This is a genomic window from Kitasatospora sp. NPDC059462 (genome assembly GCF_042749955.1).
Lineage (GTDB): Bacteria > Actinomycetota > Actinomycetes > Streptomycetales > Streptomycetaceae > Kitasatospora.
Genome location: NZ_JBHYUU010000023.1, coordinates 29036 through 53639, shown reverse-complemented (window position 1 = coordinate 53639; position 24604 = coordinate 29036). Strand labels below are relative to the sequence as shown.

General features: G+C 73.3%; 18 protein-coding genes. 9 read left to right on the top strand and 9 right to left on the bottom strand.

Features of this window, described 5'->3' with window-relative positions; translation table 11 throughout:
- Positions 1 to 298 precede the first annotated feature (298 nt).
- A complete protein-coding gene (locus ACFXAM_RS09445) occupies positions 299 to 1495 on the top strand; it encodes a tyrosine-type recombinase/integrase (protein ID WP_380289133.1) in 1197 nt (398 codons plus the stop codon).
- A gap of 229 nt (positions 1496 to 1724) precedes the next feature.
- On the opposite strand, the gene rpsT is transcribed toward ACFXAM_RS09445, so the two are convergent.
- The gene (gene rpsT, locus ACFXAM_RS09440) at positions 1725 to 1994 is read right to left on the bottom strand and encodes a 30S ribosomal protein S20 (protein WP_350546166.1); all 270 of its coding nucleotides are present in this window, start codon (positions 1992 to 1994) and stop codon (positions 1725 to 1727) included.
- A gap of 296 nt (positions 1995 to 2290) precedes the next feature.
- On the opposite strand from rpsT, the gene lepA reads away from it, so the two are divergent.
- Complete coding sequence (gene lepA / locus ACFXAM_RS09435; protein ID WP_380289131.1) at positions 2291 to 4162, top strand: translation elongation factor 4; 1872 nt, start codon at positions 2291 to 2293, stop codon at positions 4160 to 4162.
- Positions 4163 to 4241: 79 nt separating this feature from the next.
- On the opposite strand, the gene ACFXAM_RS09430 is transcribed toward lepA, so the two are convergent.
- The 4 genes from ACFXAM_RS09430 to ACFXAM_RS09415 all read right to left on the bottom strand — a co-directional run bounded on the left by ACFXAM_RS09430 (position 4242) and on the right by ACFXAM_RS09415 (position 10425).
- Positions 4242 to 5309 carry an NAD(P)/FAD-dependent oxidoreductase gene (locus tag ACFXAM_RS09430; protein ID WP_380289129.1) on the bottom strand — a complete coding sequence of 356 codons (1068 nt, stop codon included), beginning with the start codon at positions 5307 to 5309 and terminating at the stop codon, positions 4242 to 4244.
- 130 nt (positions 5310 to 5439) lie between these two features.
- Positions 5440 to 6414, bottom strand: a complete 975-nt coding sequence (locus ACFXAM_RS09425) for a sigma-70 family RNA polymerase sigma factor (protein WP_380289127.1) — start codon at positions 6412 to 6414, stop codon at positions 5440 to 5442.
- Between the two features lie 151 nt (positions 6415 to 6565).
- A complete protein-coding gene (locus tag ACFXAM_RS09420; protein ID WP_380289170.1) occupies positions 6566 to 8464 on the bottom strand; it encodes an ABC transporter ATP-binding protein in 1899 nt (632 codons plus the stop codon).
- 227 nt (positions 8465 to 8691) lie between these two features.
- Positions 8692 to 10425 carry an ABC transporter ATP-binding protein gene (locus ACFXAM_RS09415; protein WP_380289125.1) on the bottom strand — a complete coding sequence of 578 codons (1734 nt, stop codon included), beginning with the start codon at positions 10423 to 10425 and terminating at the stop codon, positions 8692 to 8694.
- A 325-nt stretch (positions 10426 to 10750) separates the two neighbouring features.
- Between ACFXAM_RS09415 and ACFXAM_RS09410 the strand changes: the two genes are divergently transcribed.
- Genes ACFXAM_RS09410 through ACFXAM_RS09400 form a run of 3 tightly spaced genes read left to right on the top strand, consistent with a single transcriptional unit; the run spans position 10751 to position 14561 of the window.
- Complete coding sequence (locus ACFXAM_RS09410) at positions 10751 to 12673, top strand: AMP-dependent synthetase/ligase (RefSeq protein WP_380289123.1); 1923 nt, start codon at positions 10751 to 10753, stop codon at positions 12671 to 12673.
- Positions 12674 to 12732: 59 nt separating this feature from the next.
- Positions 12733 to 13962, top strand: coding sequence for a radical SAM family heme chaperone HemW (gene hemW / locus ACFXAM_RS09405; protein ID WP_380289121.1), 1230 nt, complete (start codon positions 12733 to 12735; stop codon positions 13960 to 13962).
- 41 nt (positions 13963 to 14003) lie between these two features.
- Positions 14004 to 14561 (top strand): Uma2 family endonuclease, encoded by a 558-nt coding sequence (locus tag ACFXAM_RS09400; RefSeq protein WP_380289119.1) that lies wholly within the window; start codon positions 14004 to 14006, stop codon positions 14559 to 14561.
- Here the strand turns inward: ACFXAM_RS09400 and ACFXAM_RS09395 are convergent.
- From ACFXAM_RS09395 to htpX, 4 genes are all read right to left on the bottom strand, one after another.
- Positions 14552 to 15385, bottom strand: a complete 834-nt coding sequence (locus ACFXAM_RS09395; RefSeq protein WP_380289117.1) for a DUF3097 domain-containing protein — start codon at positions 15383 to 15385, stop codon at positions 14552 to 14554. The two genes, ACFXAM_RS09400 and ACFXAM_RS09395, sit on opposite strands and share 10 nt — an antisense overlap.
- Positions 15386 to 15405: 20 nt before the next feature.
- On the bottom strand, positions 15406 to 16176 hold the full coding sequence (locus ACFXAM_RS09390) for a DUF2785 domain-containing protein (protein WP_380289115.1): 771 nt from the start codon (positions 16174 to 16176) through the stop codon (positions 15406 to 15408).
- Between the two features lie 82 nt (positions 16177 to 16258).
- Positions 16259 to 16846, bottom strand: coding sequence for a hypothetical protein (locus ACFXAM_RS09385; protein ID WP_380289113.1), 588 nt, complete (start codon positions 16844 to 16846; stop codon positions 16259 to 16261).
- 55 nt (positions 16847 to 16901) lie between these two features.
- Positions 16902 to 17822: a zinc metalloprotease HtpX gene (gene htpX / locus ACFXAM_RS09380; RefSeq protein ID WP_380289111.1), complete on the bottom strand. Its 921-nt coding sequence runs from the start codon at positions 17820 to 17822 to the stop codon at positions 16902 to 16904.
- Between the two features lie 276 nt (positions 17823 to 18098).
- Between htpX and hrcA the strand changes: the two genes are divergently transcribed.
- The 4 genes from hrcA to ACFXAM_RS09360 all read left to right on the top strand — a co-directional run bounded on the left by hrcA (position 18099) and on the right by ACFXAM_RS09360 (position 24500).
- Positions 18099 to 19133, top strand: coding sequence for a heat-inducible transcriptional repressor HrcA (gene hrcA, locus ACFXAM_RS09375; protein WP_380289109.1), 1035 nt, complete (start codon positions 18099 to 18101; stop codon positions 19131 to 19133).
- A 71-nt stretch (positions 19134 to 19204) separates the two neighbouring features.
- Entirely contained in the window at positions 19205 to 20350 is a 1146-nt protein-coding gene (gene dnaJ / locus ACFXAM_RS09370) for a molecular chaperone DnaJ (protein WP_350546220.1), read from the top strand.
- Positions 20351 to 20431: 81 nt separating this feature from the next.
- The gene (locus tag ACFXAM_RS09365; RefSeq protein WP_380289107.1) at positions 20432 to 21181 is read left to right on the top strand and encodes a 16S rRNA (uracil(1498)-N(3))-methyltransferase; all 750 of its coding nucleotides are present in this window, start codon (positions 20432 to 20434) and stop codon (positions 21179 to 21181) included.
- A gap of 67 nt (positions 21182 to 21248) precedes the next feature.
- A complete protein-coding gene (locus ACFXAM_RS09360) occupies positions 21249 to 24500 on the top strand; it encodes a S41 family peptidase (RefSeq protein WP_380289105.1) in 3252 nt (1083 codons plus the stop codon).
- The last annotated feature ends 104 nt before the right edge of the window (positions 24501 to 24604 follow it).

Here is a 24604-nt window from a genome sequence, read left to right as displayed (position 1 = left end):
CGGGTCGACGTGGACGATCTGGTCGCGTTGGCCGTGGCATTGGGGGTTTCCCCCGTGACGCTGCTTCTGCCGCCGGATGCCCGAGGGGAGACCGAGGTCACGGGGGCCGGTCGTGTCAGTTCCCACGACGCTTGGATGTGGGCATGGTGCAGTGAGCCGCTGGCTCTCCCGGAGGGGGAAGAAGAAGCGGACCGGGCTGTCGCGGAGTTTCTGTTGAACGCGCGCCCCATCGGCCTGTTCGCTGCCCAGGGAGACGACAGGCTGATGCCCTTGGCGCCGCGGCGGTCGAGGGGGGCCAGTGGCTAGGGTCTGGATCGAGGACCGGTCGACGCAGAAGGACTACATCACCGCCATGGAGAAGTGGCGGGCGGCGAAAAAGGCCGGCAGCAAGCGGGCCGCGCCCGGCCGGTGGCGGGTGCGGTGGTACGACCCGAACGGTGACCCGAAGGCGAAGACGTTCGGCACGGTGCCGGCCGCCGAGAAGCACCAGCAGGACACGCTCGACCGGCTCGACAAGGGCACCTACCGCGACCCGAAGCAGGGCAAGACCCTGTTCTCCGAGGTGGCCGCCGGCTGGTTCGGGGCGCTCCGTCGGCCCGGGGAGCGCACGAAGGACGACTACCGCGAGCTGCTGGACCTCTACGTCCTGCCGAAGTGGGGGATGTGGCCGGTCGCCTCGATCCGGTGGGAGAACGTCTCCGAGTGGCTGACCGAGCTGTGCAACACCCCCGGCAAGCGGGGCAAGCCGCTCTCCCCGGCCCGGATCGCGAAGATTCACCTGGTCTTCGGCATGGTGCTGAAGTGCGCCGTGCGCACGGGGAAGATCGCGACCAGCCCGGCCGTGGACCACGAGCTTCCGCAGGACGAGGACGACGACGACCACGTCTACCTCACGCACGACCAGGTCGAGGCGCTGGCCGCCGCCGCGGGTGAGTACGCGCTGCTGATGCTGGTGCTGGCCTACTGCGGCATCCGGTGGGGCGAGGTGTCGGCGCTCAAGGCCGGCCGGGTGCAGGCCTCGACGAGGCGGCTGCGGATCGTACAGGCGTACACCCGCAAGCGCGGCGGCGGGCTGCTGCTCAAGGACGTGAAGAACCACGAGAAGCGGTCCGTGCCGCTGCTCGGCTCGCTGGTGGCCGACCTGCGGGACGTACTCAAGGGCAAGGGGCGGGATGCCCTGCTGTTCACCGGCCGCGACGGCAAGCCGATGGGCTACTGGGAGTTCCGCTCGGCGATCTTCGATCCGGCGGTCAAGGCGGCCGGGCTCGACGGCCTCGGCCTCACCCCGCACAAGCTCCGGCACACCGCGGCTTCGCTGGCGATCGCGGCCGGCGCGGACGTCAAGGTGGTGCAGCAGATGCTCGGCCACAAGTCGGCGGCCATGACCCTCGACGTCTACGGGCACCTGTTCCCGGACCGGCTCGACGAGGTGGCGAACGCGCTCGACACGGGTCGTGCCGCCGCACTGGCGGCCAGGACTGCGCTCGCCGCGTAGCGGCCCGTCCGGATCCATGTGTACAAAATGCGTACTGCCCGACCGGTGGGGACCGATCGGGCAGTAGTGAAAGGGCCTATGAGCTGCCGCTTTCGGTCAATCTGTGTGCACCGCACCCGCGTGGCGAACGCAGGCCGCGTGCGGTGCGAAGTGTGCTGTGCCTCGGGTTTCCGGGTAGAGGGCCGGGTCGTCCCGAGGGGGTGGGGCCGTCGAGGCGGCCCCGGGGGCGTCAGGCCTGGACGGCCGCGTTGACGCGCTTGGTGATGGCCGACTTCTTGTTGGCGGCCTGGTTGGCGTGGATGACGCCCTTGCTCACGGCCTTGTCCAGCGCCTTGGAGGCGGCGCGGGCCAGCTCGGTGGCCTTCTCGGTCTCGCCGGCGGCAGCGGCCTCACGGGCCTTGCGCAGGGCGGTCTTCAGCGAGGACTTGACGGCCTTGTTGCGCAGGCGCGCCTTCTCGTTGGTCTTGTTGCGCTTGATCTGGGACTTGATGTTCGCCACGAAAGAGCCTCAGTCTGTGTCATCGGTTCTGAAGTCCCCCCGGCCGGAGGCTGGGGAGGGCTGCACCGCGCGGCCGTCGGACCAGCTGAGAGGGCATGCCGAGGCCAGGTGCAGCGCCCAACGCTACCAGGGGCGCCCGGTCCGGCCCAAACCGGGCGCTGGCGCGCGGCCCGCTCGCGGGAAGTGGGAGGATGGGAGGAACTATCTCGATCGGACGACCGTCCGGTCGCCCGGGAAGCCGGTCAGCGATGATCCGGACACCCCCGGCCCCCGGACCAACGGAGAATCGGACCAAGGTGCCCGCGACCCCCAGCAATGTGCCAGAGCCCAGCCGTACCGACCCGGCGCTGATCCGCAACTTCTGCATCATCGCCCACATCGACCACGGCAAGTCGACGCTCGCCGACCGGATGCTGCAGATCACCGGTGTGGTCGACCCGCGGCAGATGCGCGCCCAGTACCTCGACCGGATGGACATCGAGCGCGAGCGCGGCATCACGATCAAGTCGCAGGCCGTCCGACTCCCCTGGGCGCCGAAGACCGGCCCGAACGTCGGCAGCACGCACATCCTCAACATGATCGACACCCCGGGCCACGTGGACTTCACGTACGAGGTGTCCCGGTCCCTCGCGGCCTGCGAGGGCACCATCCTGGTCGTCGACGCGGCCCAGGGCATCGAGGCGCAGACCCTCGCCAACCTGTACCTGGCGCTGGAGAACGACCTCACGATCGTCCCGGTGCTGAACAAGATCGACCTGCCGGCCGCCCAGCCGGAGAAGTACGCCGAGGAGATCGCGCACATCATCGGCTGCGACCCGGGCGACGTCCTGAAGGTCAGCGCCAAGACCGGTCTCGGCGTCGAGGACCTGCTGGACCACATCGTCAACACCGTCCCGGCCCCGGTCGGCGTCGCGGAGGCCCCGGCCCGCGCGATGATCTTCGACTCGGTGTACGACGCCTACCGCGGCGTGGTCACCTACGTCCGGGTGGTCGACGGCCAGCTGACCAAGCGCGAGCGCATCGCCATGATGTCCACCGGCGCGACCCACGAGCTGCTGGAGATCGGCGTCATCTCGCCGGAGCCGAAGGTCGCCGACGGCCTGGGCGTCGGCGAGGTGGGCTACATCATCACCGGTGTGAAGGACGTCCGGCAGTCCAAGGTCGGTGACACCATCACCTCGCAGCACAAGGGTGCCACCGAGGCGCTGGGCGGCTACAAGGACCCGCGTCCGATGGTCTTCTCCGGCCTGTACCCGCTGGACGGCTCGGACTACCCGCTGCTGCGCGACGCGCTGGACAAGCTGCGGCTGAACGACGCGGCGCTGGTGTACGAGCCGGAGACCTCGGTGGCGCTCGGCTTCGGCTACCGCTGCGGCTTCCTCGGCCTGCTGCATCTGGAGATCATCCGGGAGCGCCTGGAGCGCGAGTTCAACCTCGACCTCATCTCCACCGCCCCGAACGTGGTCTACCGGGTGATCATGGAGGACGGCACCGAGCACACCGTCACCAACCCGAGCGAGTTCCCCACCGGCAAGATCGCCGAGGTGTACGAGCCGGTCGTGCGCGGCACCATCCTGGCGCCCAACGAGTTCGTCGGCGCGATCATGGAGCTGTGCCAGTCCCGCCGCGGCAACCTCCAGGGCATGGACTACCTGTCCGAGGACCGGGTCGAGCTGCGCTACACCCTGCCGCTCGCCGAGATCGTCTTCGACTTCTTCGACCAGCTGAAGTCCAAGACCCGCGGCTACGCCTCGCTCGACTACGAGCCCATCGGCGAGCAGACCGCCAACCTGGTGAAGGTCGACATCCTGCTGCACGGCGACGCGGTCGACGCGTTCTCCGCGATCGTGCACAAGGACAAGGCCTACAGCTACGGCGTGATGATGGCCGGCAAGCTGCAGAAGCTGATCCCGCGCCAGCAGTTCGAGGTGCCGATCCAGGCCGCGATCGGCTCGCGGGTGATCGCCCGCGAGACCGTCCGCGCGATCCGCAAGGACGTCCTCGCCAAGTGCTACGGCGGTGACATCTCCCGGAAGCGGAAGCTGCTGGAGAAGCAGAAGGAAGGCAAGAAGCGGATGAAGATGGTCGGCCGCGTGGAGGTCCCGCAGGAGGCCTTCATCGCCGCGCTGTCCACCGACGCCGAGGCGCCCAAGGGCGAGAAGAAGTAGGCGAGAAGAAGTAACGGCGCCGCCACCGGGGCCCGGGACGCACGACGCGTCCCGGGCCCCCGTGCGTGGTCCCCGCCGCTCAGCGCAGCGACATCACGACGCTCCGGAGGATCGCCGCCTTGGCCAGCCGCCCGGCCCGCCCGGTGAGCACGGCGGGCCGCATCGAGTCGTCGCCGTGGATGAACTGCAGCAGCCCGTCGCGGCGCCCGAGGCTCAGGCACTGCACGACGTAGCGGAACGTGAACGGCTCGTCGGTGCGCCCGGTGAGCACCTTGCCGAGGTACTGGCCCTGCGGCAGGGCGGTCGCGCAGCCCATCCGCAGGGTGCCGGTGCCGGGCACGGTGACCTCGGCGGCGTCGCCGATCACGTACACCTCGGGGTACGAGACCGACCGCAGGTGGTCGTCGACGACCGCCCGCCCGTCGGGGGTGACGGCGAGGCCGGCCTCGGCGGCCAGCGGCTGCGGCTCCATCGAGGCGGCCCAGACGACCAGGTCGGCGTCGATCCGGCCGGCGGCGGTGGTCAGGCCCCCGGCGTCGACGGCGGTGACGGCGGCGTGCTCGTGGACCGCGACGCCGAGTCCGCGCAGCACCTTGTGGACGTGGTCGTGGCCCTTGGCCGAGAACCAGCCGCCGACCTGCCCGGCGGCGACGATCCGCACGGTCCAGCGGGGGTGGGCCTCGGCGAGTTCGGCGGCCAGCTCGATGCCGGTGGCGCCGCCGCCGACGACCGCGACGGTGCCGGGGCGCTGCGCGGTGCGCAGCCGCTCGGCGATCTCGGCGGCCCGCTCGACGGGGTGGGCGTGCTCGGCGGCGCCGGGGACGTCGTGCCAGGCGGTGCGGCTGCCGAGGGCGTAGACGAGGGTGTCGTAGGCGAGGGCGTCGCCGTTGTCGAGGAGGACCTTGCGCCCGGCGAGGTCGAGTTCGGTGGCGCGGGCCCGGACGTGCCGCACGCCGCGCCCGCGCAGCACCTCGGCGACGGCGGGCCGGCGCACGGGCAGGCCGGCGCTGGTCTCGTGCTGGCGGATGCGGTGCAGGATGCGGCTCTCGGGGGCGACCAGGGTCACCCGGCCGCGCTTGCCGGCCCGGGTCGCGGCGGCGAGGCCCGCATAGCCGGCACCCAGTACGACGATCTGCTTCTCGGTCATGTCGTCCCGCTCCTTCGTGGCGCCGTCGGCGGCGTCCTCTCGCGGTGCCCCCCGGGGTGGCCGGGGAGCGCTTCTCCGCGTGTTCGGAAGGGGGACGACGGTGCCCGCGGGAGTGTGACGGTGACCTGCGTCACACCTCCGGGCCGGCGGCGGGGGCGTTGAGGTGGGCGAGCTTCTCCGGGTTGACCACGGCGTAGGCCTCGGTGATCCGGCCGTCGGCGACGGCGAAGGCCAGCACGCCGCCGATCACGCCCGGCTGCGCGTACCAGACCAGGCCGGGCTCGCCGTTGACCAGCGCGAACTCCACCGCCTCGGCGGTGACCCACTTGGCGACGAGGCCCAGGACGAGCCGGGAGACCTTCTCGGCGCCGAGCACCGGGCGGAGGCCGGCGGAGACGACGCCGCCACCGTCGGAGTGCCAGACGATGCCGGGGTCGAGGACGGCGAGCAGGCCCTCGATGTCGCCGCGGACGCTGGCGGCGGTGAACGCCTCGACGGCCTGGCGGTGCTCGGCGGGGTCGGCGGCGGTGCGCCGCCCGCCGTCCTTGATCCGGCGCCGGGCGCGGGAGGCGAGCTGGCGGGTGGCGTCGGGGCTGCGCTCCAGGGAGGCGGCGATCTCGTCGAAGCCGACGGCGAAGACGTCGTGCAGGACGAAGGCGGCGCGCTCGGCCGGGGTGAGCTGTTCGAGGACGGCGAGCAGCGCGAGCGAGACGGATTCGCCGCGTTCGGCGAGGTCGGCGGGGGAGGCGGGGGCGTCCTGGTAGGAGAGGGACGGCTCGGGCAGCCATTCGCCGACGTAGGACTCGCGGCGGGCCCGGGCGGAGCCGAGCTGGTCGTAGCAGAGGCGGGTGACGACGGTGGTGAGGTAGGCGCGGGGGTCGGCGACGGCGGTGCGGTCGGCGGCGCGCCAGCGCAGCCAGGCCTCCTGGAGGACGTCCTCGGCGTCGGTGAAGGAGCCGAGCATCCGGTAGGCGACGGAGCCGAGGTAGCGCCGGTGGGTCTCGAAGAGGTCCGGGCCGTCGGCGGCGGGCTCGAAGACGCCCGGGCCGTCGGCGCCCGGTTCGGTGGCGCCCGGCTCGGCGGCTGTCGACGGTTCGTCACTCACGCCCCCACCGTAGCGCCCGCCGCCCCGGCGACCGCGGGCGCGGGGCCCGGACGCGCGGGGCCCGGGCGCGCGGGGACCCCGGCCCGGACGCGCGGGAGCCCGGGGCGGACGCACCGTCCGTCCGCCCCGGGCTCCCCGGCGGGCCGTGACGCTACTCGACCTCGGCGACCGCCTCGGCGAACTGCGCCTTGTAGAGCCGGGCGTAGGCCCCGTCGGCGGCGATCAGCTCGTCGTGGCCGCCCTGCTCGACGATGGAGCCGTTCTCCATGACGAGGATGACGTCGGCGTCCCGGATGGTGGAGAGCCGGTGGGCGATGACGAAGCTGGTGCGCCCGGTGCGCAGCCGGGCCATGGCCCGCTGGATGAGCACCTCGGTGCGGGTGTCGACGGAGCTGGTGGCCTCGTCGAGGACGAGGATCGAGGGCTGGGCGAGGAAGGCGCGGGCGATGGTGATGAGCTGCTTCTCGCCGGCGCTGACGCCGGTGCCCTCGTCGTCGATGACGGTGTCGTAGCCGTCGGGCAGGGTGCGCACGAAGCGGTCGACGTGGGCGGCCCGGGCGGCCTCGACGACCTGCTCGCGGGTGGCTCCGTCGGCGCCGTAGGCGATGTTGTCGGCGATGGTGCCGCCGAACAGCCAGGTGTCCTGGAGGACCATGCCGATGCCGGAGCGCAGGTCCTCGCGGGACATGGCGGCGATGTCGACGCCGTCGAGGGTGATCCGCCCGGAGCTGACCTCGTAGAACCGCATCAGCAGGTTGACCATGGTGGTCTTGCCGGCGCCGGTGGGGCCGACGATGGCGACGGTCTGGCCGGGTTCGACCTTGAGCGAGAGGTCCTCGATGAGCGGCTTGTCGGGGTCGTAGCGGAAGGCGACGTCCTGGAAGACGACCCGGCCGCGCACGGTGTCGGGGCGTTCGGGCATGGCCGGTTCGGGGGTCTGCTCGGGGGCGTCGAGGAGTTCGAAGACGCGCTCGGCGGAGGCGACGCCGGACTGCACCAGGTTGGCCATGCTGGCGACCTGGGTGAGCGGCTGGCTGAACTGGCGGGAGTACTGGATGAACGCCTGGACGTCGCCGATGGACAGCGCGCCGCCGGCCACCCGCAGGCCGCCGACGACGGCGATCAGCACGTACTGGAGGTTGCCGATGAGCATCATCGCGGGCTGGATGATGCCGGAGATGAACTGGGCCTTGAAGCTGGAGGCGTAGAGGGCCTCGTTGTGCTCGCGGAAGGTCTCCGCGGACTCCTTCTGCCGGCCGAAGACCTTGACCAGGGTGTGGCCGGTGTACATCTCCTCGATGTGCGCGTTGAGCTGTCCGGTGGACTTCCACTGCTGGACGAACTGGGGCTGGGCGCGCTTGCCGACGCGGGTGGCGACGACGACGGACAGCGGGACGGCGATCAGGGCGATGAGGGCGAGCAGCCAGGAGATCCAGAACATCATGGCCAGCACGCCGACCACGGTGAGCAGCGAGTTGACCACCTGGCCCATGGTCTGCTGCATGGTCTGGCTGATGTTGTCGATGTCGTTGGTGACCCGGCTGAGGACTTCGCCGCGGGGCTGCTTGTCGAAGTAGCTGAGCGGCAGCCGGGCGAGCTTGGCCTCGGTGTCCTGGCGCAGCCGGTAGCCGGCGCGCTGGATGGCGTGGGCGGCGAGGCGGCCCTGGACGACGCCGAAGACGGCGGCGGCGACGTAGATGGCGAGGACCCAGAGCAGGATGGTGCCGATGGCGCCGAAGTCCATGCCCTGGCCGGGGGTGAAGTCGACGGCGGAGAGCAGGTTGGCGAGGTCGCCGTCGCCGCGGGCGCGCAGGCCGTCGATGATCTGCTGCTTGGAGGCGTCGGCGGGGAAGCGGCCGCTGACGACGCCGGCGAAGATCAGGTCGGTGGCGTGGCCGAGGATCCTGGGGCCGATGACGGCGGCGCCGATGCTGAGGACGCCGAGGGCGAGGACGCCGGCGATGAGGGCGCGTTCGGGGCGCAGCAGTTTGAGCAGCCGCTTGCCGGAGCCCTTGAAGTCCATGGACTTCTCGGCGCCCTGGCCGCCCATGAAGCGTCCGGGGCCGGCGGGGCCGCGGCGGGCGGCGGCGGCCTGGGAGTCGCCGGCCGGCCCCGGCGGGCGCCCGCCGGGTGCGGGGGCCTTGTCGGGCCCGGGTGCCCCGCCGGGTGCGGGGGCCTTGTCGGGCCCGGGGGCCTTGTCGGGCCCGGGAGCCCCGCCGGGGCCGGGCGCCTTGCCGGGGCCGGGCGCGGATCCGGCCGCGGGCCTGTCGGGGCTGGTCACGCCGCCTCCTGCTCGGTGAGCTGGGAGAGCACGATCTCCCGGTACGTGGGGTTGCCGGCCATCAGCTCGCCGTGGGTGCCGCTGCCGACGACGGAGCCCTCGTCCAGGACGATGATCCGGTCGGCGTCGCGGATGGTGGAGACCCGCTGGGCGACGATCACCACGGTGGCCTCGGAGGTCTCGCGGGCGAGGGCCTTGCGCAGCCTGGCGTCGGTGGCGTAGTCGAGCGCGGAGAAGGAGTCGTCGAACAGGTAGACGTCGGGGCGGCGCACCAGGGTGCGGGCGATGGCCAGGCGCTGGCGCTGGCCGCCGGAGACGTTGCCGCCGCCCTGGGAGATGGGCGCGTCCAGGCCTTCGGGGAGCTGTTCGACGAATTCCCTGGCCTGGGCGATCTCCAGGGCGTGCCAGAGTTCCTCGTCGGTGGCGTCGGGCCGGCCGTAGCGCAGGTTGCTGGCGACGGTGCCGGAGAACAGGTAGGGCTTCTGGGGGACGAGTCCGACGCTGTCGGCGAGCGTCCCGGGGGCGAGTTCGCGGACGTCGACGCCGCCGAGCAGGACCTGGCCGGAGGTGGCGTCGAAGAGCCGCGGGACGAGGCCGAGCAGGGTGGACTTCCCGCTGCCGGTGGAGCCGATGACGGCGGTGGTCTCGCCGGGGCGGGCGGTGATGCCGATGCCGCGCAGCACGGAGGCCTCGGCGCCGGGGTAGCGGAAGTCGACGTCGCGCAGTTCGAGGTGGCCGCGGCGCAGCATCCCGGTGACGGGGTCGGAGGGCGGCACGACGCTGGAGGAGGTGTCGAGGACTTCCTGGATGCGTTCGGCGCAGACCTCGGCGCGCGGCACCATCATGAACATGAAGGTGGCCATCATGACGCTCATGAGGATCTGCAGCAGGTAGGAGAGGAACGCGGTGAGGGCGCCGATCTCCATGTCGCCGCTGTTGATCCGGTGGGCGCCGAACCACAGGACGGCGACGCTGGAGACGTTGACGACGAGCATGACGCCGGGGAACAGGTAGGCCATCAGCCGGCCGACCTGGAGCGAGACGTCGGTGAGGTCCTCGTTGGCGCCGGCGAACCGGTTCTGCTCGTGGTCGTCCTTGACGAAGGCGCGGATGACCCGGATGCCGGTGATCTGCTCGCGCAGCACCCGGTTCACGGTGTCGATCCGCTCCTGCATGCTGCGGAAGCGCGGGCGCAGCCGGCGGACCAGGGCGGCGACCACGACGCCGAGGGCGGGGACGACGGCGAGCAGCAGTCCGGAGAGCGGCACGTCCTGGTTGAGGGCCATGATGATGCCGCCGACGCACATGATCGGTGCGGCGACCATCAGGGTGAACGACATCAGGACCAGCATCTGGACCTGCTGGACGTCGTTGGTGGTGCGGGTGATCAGGGAGGGGGCGCCGAACTGGCCGATCTCGCGGGCGGAGAAGCCCTGGACGCGGTCGAAGACGGCGGCCCGGACGTCGCGGCCGACGGCCATGGCGGTGCGGGCGCCGTAGTAGACGGCGCAGATCGAGCAGAGGGTCTGGAGGAGGGTGACGCCGATCATCACGGCGCCCACGCGCAGGATGTAGCCGGTGTCCCCCTTGACCACTCCGCCGTCGATGATGTCGGCGTTGAGTGTGGGCAGGTAGAGCAGCCCGAGGGTGGAGACCAGCTGGAGCAGCACCAGCAGGGTGATCGGTCGGGTGTAGGGGCGTAGGTACGCCCTGAGCAGTCTGATCAGCACTGGCTCACTCTTGTCGTCGGCGGCGGCTTTGGCATCCCAATTCTCGTTGGTCGGGGGTCCGGCACAGGAGATTCCGGGCAAGCGAGCCGGATCTTTGTCCAGTCCTTTGCCGAACGTGCCGGGGTGCGCGGAGGTGCCGTGCACCGCCGGTCCGGGAGGGTGTCAGGTCGGTCCGCCCTCTTACGGAATGACCGGTTTCCCCCTAGGCTGCTGGCAGCCCTCTTGTTACTCGCCGGTACCGGTTCCGGCCGGCAGGGGGCCGGCGGCCGCCCCCACGGACGTCACATCCTTCAGACAGACGGCCACCCGCTCCCGGAGGTCCTCGTTGAGTTCCGCGCAGTCCCTGATCGACTCCGGCCGTACCGACATCGTCGCCGGGCGCCCCGCCTCCGTCGCCCACCTGTTCCAGGAACGGGTGGCGCTGACGCCCGGCGGCGAGGCCTACCGCCACCCCGTCCCGGTGGACGAGCACGCGGCGGACAGCACCCCCGGCGCCGAGCAGTGGCGTTCGCTGACCTGGGCGCAGACCGCCGCCCGGGTGTACGCGGTGGCGGCCGGCCTGCTGTCCCTGGGCATCGAGGCCGAGGACCGGGTGGCGCTGGCCTCCTCCACCCGGCTGGAGTGGATCCTCGCCGACCTCGGCAACATGTGCGCGGGCGCGGCCACCACGGCCGTCTACCCGAGCACCAACGCCGACGAGACCGCGTTCATCCTCTCCGACTCCGGCTCGCGGGCCCTGTTCGCCGAGAACGCCGCCCAGCTGGACAAGGTGGTCGCCGAGCTGGACCGGCTGCCCGGGCTGGAGACGGTGATCCTGTTCGACGCGCCGGACGGGGCCCCGCGGGCGGGCCGGCTGCGGGTGATCACCCTCGCCGAGCTGGAGCGGCTCGGTGCCGAGCACCTGGCCGCCCACCCGGACGCCGTCGAGAAGGCGGTCGCCGCCCTCGGCAAGGAGCAGCTCGCCACCCTCATCTACACCTCCGGCACCACCGGCCGCCCCAAGGGCGTGCGCCTGGTGCACGACTGCTGGGCCTACGAGGGGCGGGCGCAGGAGGCGAGCGGGCTGCTGGCCGCCGACGACGTGCAGTTCATGTGGCTGCCGCTGTCGCACGTGTTCGGCAAGACGCTGATCTCGGGGCAGATCGCGACCGGCCACGTGATGGCGGTGGACGGCCGGGTGGAGCGGATCATCCACAACCTGCCGGTGATCCGTCCGACCATCATGGCCTCGGCGCCGCGGATCTTCGAGAAGGTCTACAACGGCATCGCCGGCAAGGCCCGGGCGGAGGGCGGCGCCAAGTACCGGATCTTCCAGTGGGCGGCGCGCACCGCCCGCGACCACGCCCGCGCGGTCCAGGACTCCCGGGTGGCGACCGGCGTGGGCAGCGCCCCGGCGGCGCTGCGGATGAAGCACGCCCTCGCCGACAGGCTGGTGTACGCGAAGATCCGGGCCGCCTTCGGCGGGCGGCTGCGCGGGGCGGTGTCCGGCAGCGCGGCGCTGGCCCCGGAGATCGGCTACTTCTTCGTCGGCGCCGGGGTGCCGATCCTGGAGGGCTACGGACTGTCCGAGACCAGCGCCGGTTCCTGCGTCAACCGGGCCGAGGACATCCGGGTGGGCACGGTGGGCCGTCCGCTGCCGGGCACCGAGGTGCGGATCGCCGAGGACGGCGAGATCCTGCTGCGCGGCCCCGGCGTCATGCGCGGCTACCACAACCTGCCGGAGAAGACCGCCGAGGTGCTGGAGGCGGACGGCTGGTTCCACACCGAGGACATCGGCGAGCTCTCCCCGGACGGCTTCCTGCGGATCACCGACCGCAAGAAGGACCTCTTCAAGACCTCCGGCGGCAAGTACGTCGCGCCGAGCGAGGTGGAGGGCCGGTTCAAGGCGGTCTGCCCGTTCGTCAGCAACATCCTGGTGATCGGCAACGGCCGCAACTACTGCACCGCGCTGATCGGCCTGGACGAGGCGGTGATCATGCCGTGGGCCGCCGAGCACGGCCTGGCCGGCAGGTCCTACGCCGAGGTGGTCGCCGACCCGGCCACCCACGCGCTGATCGACGGCTTCGTGCAGCGGCTCAACGGCCGGCTCCAGCGCTGGCAGACGATCAAGAAGTTCCACCTGCTGCCGCGCGACCTGGACATCGAGCACGGCGAGCTCACCCCGAGCCTGAAGATCAAGCGCCCGGTGGTGGAGCGGACCTACGCGGAGGCGGTCACCGCGATGTACGCGGGCGCCAACGAGGCCTGATCCGCCCGCCGTCCCGTACGGCCGGGGGGATCACCCCGGCCGTACGGGACAATGGGGTCATGCCCTCCGCACTTCCCGACGGCGAACCGGTGCCGTCCGACGGTTCCCTGCCCGCGCACGCCCTCGACGGGCTGGGCTCGCGGCCGTTCGGCTTCTACCTGCACGTGCCCTACTGCGCCAGCCGCTGCGGCTACTGCGACTTCAACACCTACACCGCCACCGAGCTGCGCTCCTCGGGCACCGTCGCCTCCCAGGAGACGTACGCGGACAACGTGGTCGCCGAGGTCCGGCTCGCCCGGCGGGTCCTCGGCGCGGACGCCCCGCCGGTGCGCACCGTCTTCCTCGGCGGCGGCACCCCGACCCTGCTGCCGGCCCGCGACCTGGTGCGGATGCTCGCCGCGATCCGCGAGGAGTTCGGGCTCGCCGACGGCGCCGAGGTCACCACCGAGGCCAACCCGGAGTCGGTGGACCCGGCGTACCTGGCGGAGCTGCGCGAGGGCGGCTACAACCGGATCTCCTTCGGCATGCAGTCGGCCCGCCCGCACGTGCTGCGGCTGCTGGACCGCCACCACACCCCCGGCCGCCCCGAGGCGTGCGTCGCCGAGGCCCGCGCGGCCGGCTTCGAGCACGTCAACCTCGACCTCATCTACGGCACCCCCGGGGAGTCCGACGACGACTGGCGGGCCTCGCTGGACGCCGCGATCGGCGCCGGCCCCGACCACGTCTCCGCCTACTCGCTGATCGTCGAGGAGGGCACCCGGCTGGCCGCCCGGGTCAACCGCGGCGAGCTGCCGATGATCGACGACGACGTGCACGCCGACCGCTACCTGATCGCCGAGCAGGCGCTGGCCGCCGCCGGCTACTCCTGGTACGAGGTCTCCAACTGGTCCACCACCGACGAGGGCCGCTGCCGGCACAACGAGCTGTACTGGACCGGCGGCGACTGGTGGGGCGCCGGCCCCGGCGCGCACAGCCACGTCGGCGGCGTGCGCTGGTGGAACGCCAAGCACCCGGCCGCCTACGCCCGGGCCCTCGCCGAGGGGCGCACCCCCGCCCAGGGCCGCGAGCGCCTCACCGCCGAGGACCGCCGCGTCGAGCGGATCCTGCTGGAACTGCGCCTGGCCGAGGGCATCCCCCTGGACCTGCTCACCACCGCCGGCCGCGCCGCCGCCGCCCGCGCCCTGGCCGACGGCCTCCTCGCCCCCGCCCCCTACGACCGGGGCCGCGCCGCCCTCACCCTCCAGGGCCGCCTGCTGGCCGACGCGGTGGTGCGTGACCTGGTGGACTGAGTGTCATTACCGTGGTGTCAGCCGTCGGAGGGAGCGCGCACATGACCGCCATCGATGACCGGATGACGGGGATCTTCGAGAACCTGGAGGTCCCCGAAGGCTTCAAGGCCGAGCTCATCAGGGGGGAAATCGTGATGACGGCGGGGCCGGACCTGGCCCACAGCCTCATCGTCGAGGCGATCGTCGACCAGGTCCCGCGCAGTCGCTGGCACCGGCTCCAGACGCAGGACGTCGCATTCCCCGCCGACGCCAGCGAGCCGCAGCCGGATCTGGTGGTGATCGAGCGGGGAGCCGTCGAGGGGCCCGGGCGGCTGGTGCCGGCGCCGGCCGTGACGCTGGTGGTCGAGGTCGTGTCGAAGACCAGCGTGCTGCGCGACTACCGGACCAAACGGGAGCTGTACGCCGAGGGCGCGGTTCCCGTCTACCTGATCGTCGATCCGATCAAGGGCCTCTGCGTGCTGCTGACCGAGCCGACCCCGGCGGGGGCCTCGGGGGCGCCGGACTACGCGGCCGAGCGGACCACCAAGTTCGGCGAGCCGGTGCCGTTGGACCTGCTGGGCGTCGTTCTCGACACCTCGGAGTTCCGGACCTACTCCTGACCCGGGAGGGTGACGAAGTCGATCAGCTCCTCGACGCGGCCCAGCAGCTCGGGCTCCAGGTCCTTGTAGGAGTTCACCGCCGACAGGATGCGCTTCCACGCGGCGGGGGTGTCCTCGGGCCAGCGCAGGCGGCGGCAGGTGCCGAGCTTGAAGTCCTCGCCGCGGGGGACGTCGGGCCAGGCGGGGATGCCGACGGAGGAGGGCTTCACGGCCTGCCAGACGTCGATGTAGGGGTGGCCGACGACCAGCACGTGCGGGCCGGTGACCCGGGCGGCGATGCGGTGCTCCTTGGTGCCGGGGAGCAGGTGGTCGACCAGGACGCCGAGGCGCCGGCCCGGGCCGGGGGCGAAGTCGGCGACGATCGCGGGCAGGTCGTCGACGCCCTCCAGGTACTCGACGACCACGCCCTCGATCCGCAGGTCGTCGCCCCAGACCCGCTCCACCAGCTCGGCGTCGTGCCGGCCCTCGACGTAGATCCGCGACTCGCGGGCCACCCGGGCCCGGGCGCCGGGGACGGCGAGCGAACCGGAAGCGGTGCGGCCGGGCGTGCGGGCGGGGGCCGGGCCCGTGGGCCGGACCAGGGTGACCGGGCGGCCCTCCAGCAGGAAGCCGCGCGGCACCAGCGGGAAGACCCGGTGCTTGCCGAACCGGTCCTCCAGGGTGACGGTGAAGCCCTCGGCGGTCTTCTCGCAGCGCACCACCGCCCCGCAGAAGCCGCTCGCCGCCTCCTCGACCACCAGGTCCCGCTCCGCGGGCACCTCCGGGGCGGGCGCCTGCTTCTTCCACGGCGGGGTCAGATCGGGTCCGTACTGGCGGCTGCGCATTCCACGGAGTCTACGAGGCGTCAGCCGAGGTAGTAGGACGTGTTGATCGCCAGGACCTCGGCGAGTCGCTCGCGCAGGGCGGCGGCATGGCGCAGCGCCAGCGGCTCGGCGCCCGGGGCCGGGCGCACCCCGCGGTCGGTGAGCAGGTACACCACCCGCAGTGTGCGCAGGGTGTTGGAGACGGTCGCGGGGACGACGCCGGGCTCGCGCCGGCCGGTCGCGGCGATCGGATCGAGCCAGGCCAGCGCCTGGCGCTCGGTCAGTTCCGGGCGGGTGAGGACCTGGCCGACCGCGCGGCCGAGCCGGTCGTCCTCCATCGCGTCCAGGACGTGGTCGGTGGGGGCGAGCAGCCGGGCCGAGGCCAGCTCCAGCAGTGGCGCCGGGTCGGCCACCAGCGGGCTGCGGCCGAGCGCGCCCAGCAGGTCGGCGCCGTGCGCGACGGCGTGCAGCCAGCCGAGTTCGGCGTCCCAGCCGCGCAGGTCGGTCTCGGTCACGTACCAGTGGGCGAAGGCGTCCAGCCAGGCGGGGCGGTGGGCGCCGGCGTCGACGAGTTCGGCGAGGACCAGCGGGGCGAAGGTGCGGGCCTGGATCTCGGGGTCGGACAGCCGCTCGGCCATCTCGTCGCCGAGGGCGAGGCGCCGCTCCGGGGTGAGCAGCGGCACCCAGCGGCACAGCTGCTCGTAGGCGTGGGTGTCGCGGGTCCCGGAGTCGCGGGAGCGCAGGGCGGCGCTCACGGCGGCGAGCAGGTCGGGGGTGGGTTCGGCGGTCTCGATCTCGGTCCAGTTGATCACGGCCGGACCCTAGGCGGCCCGGGCCGCCGCGGCCAGCGGTTTTCGCCGCCCCGGGGCGTCCTCGCCGCCCGGCGTGGCGTCCTCACAGCCCCGGCGCGCCCCAGACCGGGAACCAGCGGGTGAGGTCCTTCTCCAGCCGCAGGTCGTTGCCGAGCATCGCGTTGACCTCCAGCTCCAGCGGGCTGTCGCGCTTCTCCCCGCGGCCGGGCAGCGGCGCGAACGGGTAGAAGGTGCCGCGCTTGTACAGGTAGACCAGGGCCAGCGGCCGGCGGCCGGTGGCGTCGCGGAAGCCGACCAGCGAGCAGAGCAGCTGCGGCCCGAAGCCGTTCGCCTCCAGTTCGCTGTTGACCGCGTGCAGGTCGTTGACGAGCTCGGGCAGCTCCTCGGGGGCGTGCCGGGCGAGCAGCCAGGAGTAGCCGTAGTCGTCCCTGGACGCCTCGACGGGGACGCCGCCGCGCCCGGTGTCGGCGTCCAGCAGCGCCCGGACCTGGCGTTCGACCTCGTCGAAGGCCCCGCCCTCGACGGAGGCGAAGCAGACCGAGCCGAGCCCGGTGGGCCGCAGGCCCGCGCCGGCCTCCAGGGTCAGCGCGGCGGACGGCACCCCGAACAGCTGGTCGAGGTCGGGTCTGACGGGCTTGGTGCGGCCGAACAACGCGTCCAGGATTCCCACGGCGGTCCTTCCGGTAGCGGCGGGCGGGGGCGGGGGCGGGGCAGGCGCGGGGGCGTCAGCGGCCGAGCCGCTCGGAGATCTTCGCGAGCTGGGCCAGCCGCTGCTCCAGGGTCGGGTGGGTGGAGAACAGCTGGGCGGCGGCCTCCCGGGCGCTCAGCGCGGGGGCGAAGTAGAAGGCGTTGTAGGGCTGCGCCTGGCGCAGGTCCTTGGTCGGGATGGCGGCGATCTGGCCGGTCACCTTGGTGAGCGCGGAGGCCAGTGCGCTGGGCCGGCCGGTGAGCTGGGCGGCGGCCCGGTCGGCGGCCAGCTCGCGGTAGCGGGAGAGCAGCCGGGTGAGCAGGAAGCTGATCGCGTAGACGGCGATCGACACCAGCGGGATGACCAGCGCGACGATCGCGGCGTTGGAGTCGTTGCTGTTGCGCCCGCCGCCCATGAAGCCGCCGTACACGGCGATCCTGGTCATCGCGCCGGCCAGCACCCCGAGGAAGCCGGCCACCGTCATCACGGCGACGTCCCGGTGGGCGACGTGCGACAGCTCGTGGGCGAGCACGCCCTCCAGTTCCTCCGGCTCCAGGCGGCGCAGCAGCCCGGTGGTGACGCAGACCACCGCCTTCTGCGGGTTGCGGCCGGTGGCGAAGGCGTTCGGCATGTCGTTGCGGGCGACGGCGACCCGGGGTTTGGGCATGTCGGCGAGCGCGCAGAGCCGGTCGACGGCGCCGTGCAGCTGCGGGTACTGCTCCGGGGTGACCGGGTGGGCGCCCATGGCCCGTTCGGTGATCTTGTCGCTGAACCAGAACTGGGCGACGAACAGGCCGCCGGAGATCAGGACGATGATCGGCCAGGCGCCGCGCAGCAGGGCGATCAGCAGCCCGGTGAATCCGACGTACAGGAGCCCGATCAGGAACATCGTCCCCACCATCCGGCCGGTCAGGCCGCGGTCGGGGGCGAAACGGGTGTGCTGGCCCGAGGTCGACATCGCTGTTCCTCCGTTCGCCGTCCGCTTTCGATGCTGCCACCCGGGCGGGCCCGCGGCATCATCCGCGTGCCGCCGGACTGCGGGCAGGATCACCCCGGCCGGACCGTTCCTGCCGTCGGACCCGGGCCTTACACTGGCAGGTACGGTTCTGGCACTCGGATGGTCGGAGTGCCAAAGCCGGGGCCCTGCGGGGCCGGCCCGGACAGCTCGAATGCGGACACATGCCCCAAGGGCGTGTCACAACGGACAACGCGTGAAGACGGAGGTGCGTGCCCCATGGCCGGTGAGGTCCGTCAGCTCGACGACCGCAAGCTCGCGGTGCTTCGCGCGATCGTCCAGGACTACGTGGGGACGGAGGAGCCGGTGGGCTCCAAGGCCCTGGTGGACCGCCACAACCTCGGGGTCTCCCCGGCCACCGTCCGCAACGACATGGCCGCACTGGAGGAGGAGGGCTACATCCACCAGCCGCACACCAGCGCCGGGCGCATCCCCACCGACAAGGGCTACCGGCTGTTCGTCGACAAGCTGGCCGAGGTCAAGCCGATGAGCGCGCCCGAGCGGCGGGCGATCCGGCACTTCCTGGACGGCGCGGTGGACCTCGACGACGTGGTCGCCCGCACCGTGCGGCTGCTGGCCCAGCTGACCCGCCAGGTCGCGGTCGTGCAGTACCCCTCGCTGAGCCGCTCCACGGTGCGGCACATCGAGCTGGTCGCGCTGGCCCCGGCGAAGGTGATGCTGGTGCTGATCACCAACACCGGCCGGGTCGAGCAGCGGCTGGTGGACTGCCCCGGCACGGTCGGCGAGACCCTGCTGGCGGACCTGCGGGCCCGGGTCAACGCGCGGGCCGCCGGCCAGCGCCTGCCCGACGTCCCCGGGCTGCTGGAGGAACTGCCCGCACTGTTCGAGGCGGCCGACCGGCCGACCGTGACGACGGTGCTGGCGACGCTCTTCGAGACGCTCGCCGAGCAGAGCGAGGAGCGGATCATGCTGGCCGGCACGGCCAACCTGACCCGTTTCGGCCACGACTTCCCGCTGACCATCCAGCCGGTGCTGGAGGCACTGGAGGAGCAGGTCGTCCTGCTCCGCCTCCTGGGTGAGACCGCGGACGCCGGGATGACGGTCCGGATCGGCCGCGAGAACGCCTACGAGGGGCTGAATTCCACGTCGGTCGTCTCGGTCGGTTACGGTTCGGGCGACGAGAGCGTGGCCAAACTGGGTGTGATCGGTCCGACCCGGATGGACTATCCGGGCACAATGGGGGCGGTGCGAGCGGTGGCACGGTACGTCGGCCAGATCCTGGCCGAGTCGTAGGTACGGACCGTTAGAATTCTGACGGTCCGAAGTCGCAAGCACTCTTACAGGCGGAACAAGCGGAGCATTTGGTGGCCACGGACTACTACGCGGTACTCGGCGTCCGACGGGATGCGGGGCAGGACGAGATCAAGAAGGCGTTCCGGCGCCTGGCACGCGAACTGCACCCGGACGTCAACCCGGACCCGAAGACGCAGGAGCGGTTCAAGGAGATCAACGCCGCCTACGAGGTGCTCTCCGACCCGCAGAAGCGCCAGGTCTACGACCTCGGCGGCGACCCCCTCTCGCCCAACGGCGGGGGCGGCGGGGCGGGCGGCTTCGGCGCGGGCGCGGCCGGCTTCGGCTTCTCCGACATCATGGACGCCTTCTTCGGCGCCGCCTCCGGCCAGCGCGGCCCGCGTTCGCGGACCCGGCGCGGCCAGGACGCCATGATCCGCCTGGAGATCACCCTGGAGGAGGCCGCGTTCGGCACCACCAAGGAACTCCAGGTCGACACCGCCGTCACCTGCACCACCTGCAGCGGCGAGGGCGCCGCGCCCGGCACCTCCGCGCAGACCTGTGACATGTGCCGCGGCAAGGGCGAGGTCTCCCAGGTCACCCGGTCCTTCCTGGGCCAGGTCATGACCTCCCGCCCCTGCCCGCAGTGCCAGGGCTTCGGCACCGTCGTGCCGACCCCGTGCCCGGAGTGCGCCGGCGACGGCCGGGTCCGCGCCCGCCGCACCCTGACCGTGAAGATCCCCGCCGGTGTCGACAACGGCACCCGCATCCAGCTGGCCGGCGAGGGCGAGGTCGGCCCCGGCGGCGGCCCGGCCGGCGACCTGTACGTCGAGATCGCCGAGACCACCCACGCGGTGTTCCAGCGGCGCGGCGACGACCTGCACTGCACCGTCACCATCCCGATGACGGCGGCCGCGCTCGGCACCCAGGTGCCGCTGCAGACCCTGGACGGGGTGGAGGAGGTCGACATCCGGCCCGGCACCCAGTCCGGCCAGTCCATCCCGCTGCACGGCCGGGGCATCACCCACCTGCGCGGCGGCGGCCGGGGCGACCTGATAGTGCATGTCGAGGTGCAGACGCCCACCAAGCTCGACGCCGAGCAGGAGGACCTGCTGCGCCGCCTGGCGGTGCTGCGCGGCGAGGAACGGCCCTCCGGCCAGTTCGCGCCCGGGCAGCAGGGGCTGTTCTCCCGGCTGAAGGACGCCTTCAACGGCCGGTAGCCGTCCCGCGCGGGGGTGCCGAGGCTTCCTCGGCACCCCTTTCGCGTTCCCGTTCCCCTTCCCACCCCGGAGGTTCCCCGCATGACCGCGCCCGTGTTCGTCGCCGAGACCGAGCGGATCTCCGCCGTCGAGCCCGGCGCGCCGGTGCTGCTGGACGGGCCGGAGGGCCGGCACGCCGCCGCGGTGAAGCGGCTGCAGCCGGGCGAGGCGGTCACCCTGACGGACGGCCTCGGCCTGGGCGTGGACGGCACCGTCGCGGCGGTGCTCGGCAAGGACGCGATCGAGGTGACGGTGGCGGCGGTGCGCCGCGAGCCGGAGCCGGCGCCGCGGATCGTCGTCGTCCAGGCGCTGCCCAAGGGCGACCGGGGCGAGCTGGCCGTGGAGACCATGACCGAGGTCGGCGTGGACGTGGTGATCCCCTGGGCGGCGTCGCGCTGCATCACCCAGTGGAAGGGCGAGCGCGGCGGCAAGGCGCTCGCCAAGTGGCGGGCCACCGCGCGGGAGGCCGGCAAGCAGTCCCGCCGGCTGCGCTTCCCCGTGATCCGCGACGTGATGACCACCCGGCAGCTGGTCCCGGTGCTGGCCGGCGCCGCGTTCGCGGCCGTGCTGCACGAGGAGGGCGCCGAGCCGCTGGCCGGCGCGGCCCTCCCGGACACCGGGGACCTGGTGCTGGTGGTCGGCCCGGAGGGCGGGGTCTCCCCGGAGGAGCTGGCCGCCTTCGCCGAGGACGGCGCGAAGCCGTACCGGCTCGGCCCGTCGGTGCTGCGCACCTCCACCGCCGGGGTGGCGGCCGGCGCGCTGCTGCTGGGCCGCACCGGCCGCTGGTCGTAGCAGGACCTCCCCCGCAGGGGGCCGTGGTCGGCAAAGTCCGGGCGCGGGGGAGCGGCCCCGTGCCAGGGTGACGGGTGTGAGCGAACCCGAGAGCACCTCCGTGGGCGCCTATCTGCGCCACCCGCACCTGCACGGCGACCTGATCACCTTCGTGGCCGAGAACGACGTGTGGCTCGCCCCGCTGGACGGCGGCCGGGCCTGGCGGCTGACGGCCGATCACGTCCCGGTCCGCCGCCCCCGCTTCTCCCCGGACGGCCGGTACGTCGCGTTCACCTCGGCCCGGGACGGCGCCCCCGAGGTGCACCTCGCGCCGGTGGACGGCGGCCCGTCGCGCCGCCTCACCCACTGGGGCGACGCGCAGACCCAGCTGCGCGGCTGGACGGCGGACGGCCGGCCGATCGCCACCACCGCCGCCGGGCAGGCCTCGCTGCGCCGCACCTGGGCGCACGCCGTGCCGCCGGACGGCGGCGAGCCGGTGCGGCTGCCCTACGGCCCGGTCGGCGGGCTGGCCTTCGAGCCGGGCGGCGGGCGGGTGCTGCTGGTCTCCGCGTTCGGCATGGAACCGGCCTGGTGGAAGCGGTACCGGGGCGGGCGGGCCGGGAAGCTGTGGATCGGCGCCGAGCGCTTCGAGCGCGTCCACGAGGACCTGGCCGGCAACATCGAGTCGCCGCTGTGGGTGGGCGGGCGCATCGCGTTCCTCTCCGACCACGAGGGCGTCGGCGCGCTGTACTCCAGCCTCCCGGACGGCTCCGGCCTGCGCCGCCACGGCATCTCCCCGGAGGGCTTCTACGCCCGCGACGCCGCCACCGACGGCGCCCGGGTGGTCTGGCACAGTGCCGGCGGGCTGTGGCTGCTGGACGACCTGGCCGGCGCCGGGCCGCGCCGGCTCGACGTGCGGCTGGGCGGCCCCCGCACCGGCCGCCGCCCCCGCCCGGTGTCCGCCGCGTACTGGCTGGAGGGCGCCGCCCCGGACCGCACCGGCCGGGCCGGCGCGGTGGTGGTGCGCGGCACCGTGCACTGGCTGGCCCACCGGGAGGGCCCGGCCCGGGTGCTGGACGAGACACCGGGCGTGCGGGCCCGCCTGGCCCGGGTGGTGCCGGGCGCGGCGGGCGAGGACGCCGCGCAGGGCGTGGTCTGGGTGACCGACGCCGAGGGCGAGGACGCGGTCGAGTACGCGCCCGCCGTGCTCGGCACCGAGCGCCGCCGGCTGGCCGCCGGGCTGCTGGGACGGGTCCGCGCCCTGGTGGTGTCGCCGGACGGCAAGCAGCTGGCGGTCGGCGCGCACGACGGCCGGGTGCTGCTGGTCTCGCTGGCCGACGGATCCGTGCACGAGCTGGCGCACAGCACGGACGGTGAGGTCAGCGGGCTGGCGTTCAGCCCCGACTCGGCGTGGCTGGCCTGGTCGCAGCCGGCCCTCGGGCCGTGGTCGCTGCGCCAGATCGTGCTGGCGAACCTGGCCACCCGGACGGTCTCCGAGGCGACCCCGCAGCGGTTCATCGACACCTCGCCGGCGTTCACCGCGGACGGCCGGCACCTGGCGTTCCTCTCGATGCGCAACTTCGACCCGGTGTACGACTCGCACGTCTTCGACCTGTCGTTCCCCAACGGCTGCCGCCCGTACCTGATCACCCTGGCCGCCGACACGCCGTCCCCGTTCGGGCCGAGCCGGGCCGGGCGCCCGGTCGGCGGCGAGGACGACGAGCCCCGGGGCAAGCGGGACGGCGGCGAGGAGGGCGGGGCCGACGCGCCGCCGGTGACCAGGGTCGACCTGGCGGGCATCGCCGACCGGATCGTGCCGTTCCCGGTGGAGGGCGGCCGCTTCGGCACCCTGCGGGCCGCCAAGGACGGCGTGCTGTGGACGCGCGTCCCGCTGGTCGGCGAGCTGGGCGACGACGCGGCCTCGCTCGACGACGAGCGCCCGCGCCCGGCCCTGGAGCGCTTCGACTTCCGCAAGCGCCGGGCCGAGCAGCTGGTGGACGGCCTGGACGCGTTCGCGGTGAGCGGCGACGGCACCCGGCTGGCCGTGCTGGACGAGGATGAGCTGCGGATCCTGCCGGCCGGCCACAAGGCGTCCGGCGAGGACGACGAGATCGACGTCGACCTGGCCCGGCTGCGGGTGACCGTCGACCCGGCGGCCGAGTGGCGGCAGATGTTCGACGAGAACGGCCGCCTGATGCGGGACAACTTCTGGCACCCGGACCTCTCCGGGGTGGACTGGGCCGGGGTGCTGGCCCGCTACCGCCCGCTGGTGGAGCGGCTCGGCTCGCACGACGACCTGGTGGACCTGCTCTGGGAGGTGCACGGCGAGCTGGGCACCTCCCACGCGTACGTGGTGCCGCCCGGCCGGCACACCGAGGCGGCCCGCCGGCAGGGCCTGCTCGGCGCCGACCTGGTCCGCGACGGCGAGGTGTGGCGGATCGCCCGCGTCCTGCCCGGCGAGTCCTCGGACCCGAGGGCGCACTCGCCGCTGGCCGCGCCGGGGGTGGCCGTCCGCCCGGGGGACGCGGTCCTCGCGGTCAACGGCCGCCCGGTGGACCCGCTGACCGGCCCGGCGCCGCTGCTGGCGGGCACCGCCGGGCAGCCGGTCGAACTGACCGTGGCCGGCAAGGACGGCACCGACCGGCGCCACCCGGTGGTCGTCCCGCTCGCCGACGACGAGGCGCTGCGCTACCACGACTGGGTGGCCGGGCGGCGGGCCGCCGTGCGCGAGCTGTCCGGGGGCCGGCTCGGCTACCTGCACATCCCCGACATGCAGACCACCGGCTGGGCGCAGATCCACCGCGACCTGCGCTCGGAGATGGCCCGGGAGGGCGTGATCGTCGACATCCGGGGCAACCGGGGCGGGCACACCTCGCAGCTGGTGATCGAGAAGCTGTCCCGGCGGATCATCGGCTGGGGCGTCGCCCGGGACGTCGCCAGCCCCTCGCCGTACCCCGAGGACGCGCCGCGCGGGCCGGTCGTCGCCCTGGCCGACGAGTACTCCGGCTCGGACGGCGACATCGTCAACGCGGCCATCCAGGCGCTCGGCATCGGCCCGGTGGTCGGCACCCGCACCTGGGGCGGGGTGATCGGCATCGACAGCCGCTACTCGCTGGTGGACGGCACCCTGGTGACCCAGCCGAAGTACGCCTTCTGGTCGGAGCGGGTCGGCTGGGGCCTGGAGAACCACGGCGTGGACCCGGACGTCGAGGTGCCGTTCCCGCCGCACGCGTGGGCGGCGGGGGAGGACCCGCAGCTCGCCGAGGGCGTCCGGCTGGCCCTGGAGGCGCTCGCCGAGCGGCCGGCCAGGACCCCGCCGCCGCTGCCCGGGCAGCGGTAGGGCGGCGCCGGGGCGGGAGGGCGGCCCGGTCCCCCCGCCCCCGCCGGGGCCGCCTCGGCTAGCATGCCGCCGTACGCACCGACCCGACCCCGCGAGGAGACCCC

Bases quoted from the DNA above. Each gene is read 5' to 3' on its own strand.
- ACFXAM_RS09400 (WP_380289119.1), top strand. From the start codon at position 14,004: ATGACCGCCATCGATGACCGGATGACGGGGATCTTCGAGAACCTGGAG.
- hrcA (WP_380289109.1), top strand. From the start codon at position 18,099: ATGGCCGGTGAGGTCCGTCAGCTCGACGACCGCAAGCTCGCGGTGCTT.
- hemW (WP_380289121.1), top strand. From the start codon at position 12,733: ATGCCCTCCGCACTTCCCGACGGCGAACCGGTGCCGTCCGACGGTTCC.
- ACFXAM_RS09365 (WP_380289107.1), top strand. From the start codon at position 20,432: ATGACCGCGCCCGTGTTCGTCGCCGAGACCGAGCGGATCTCCGCCGTC.
- ACFXAM_RS09395 (WP_380289117.1), bottom strand. From the start codon at position 15,385: ATGCGCAGCCGCCAGTACGGACCCGATCTGACCCCGCCGTGGAAGAAG.
- ACFXAM_RS09420 (WP_380289170.1), bottom strand. From the start codon at position 8,464: ATGGGCGGCCAGGGCGCCGAGAAGTCCATGGACTTCAAGGGCTCCGGC.
- htpX (WP_380289111.1), bottom strand. From the start codon at position 17,822: ATGTCGACCTCGGGCCAGCACACCCGTTTCGCCCCCGACCGCGGCCTG.
- ACFXAM_RS09430 (WP_380289129.1), bottom strand. From the start codon at position 5,309: ATGACCGAGAAGCAGATCGTCGTACTGGGTGCCGGCTATGCGGGCCTC.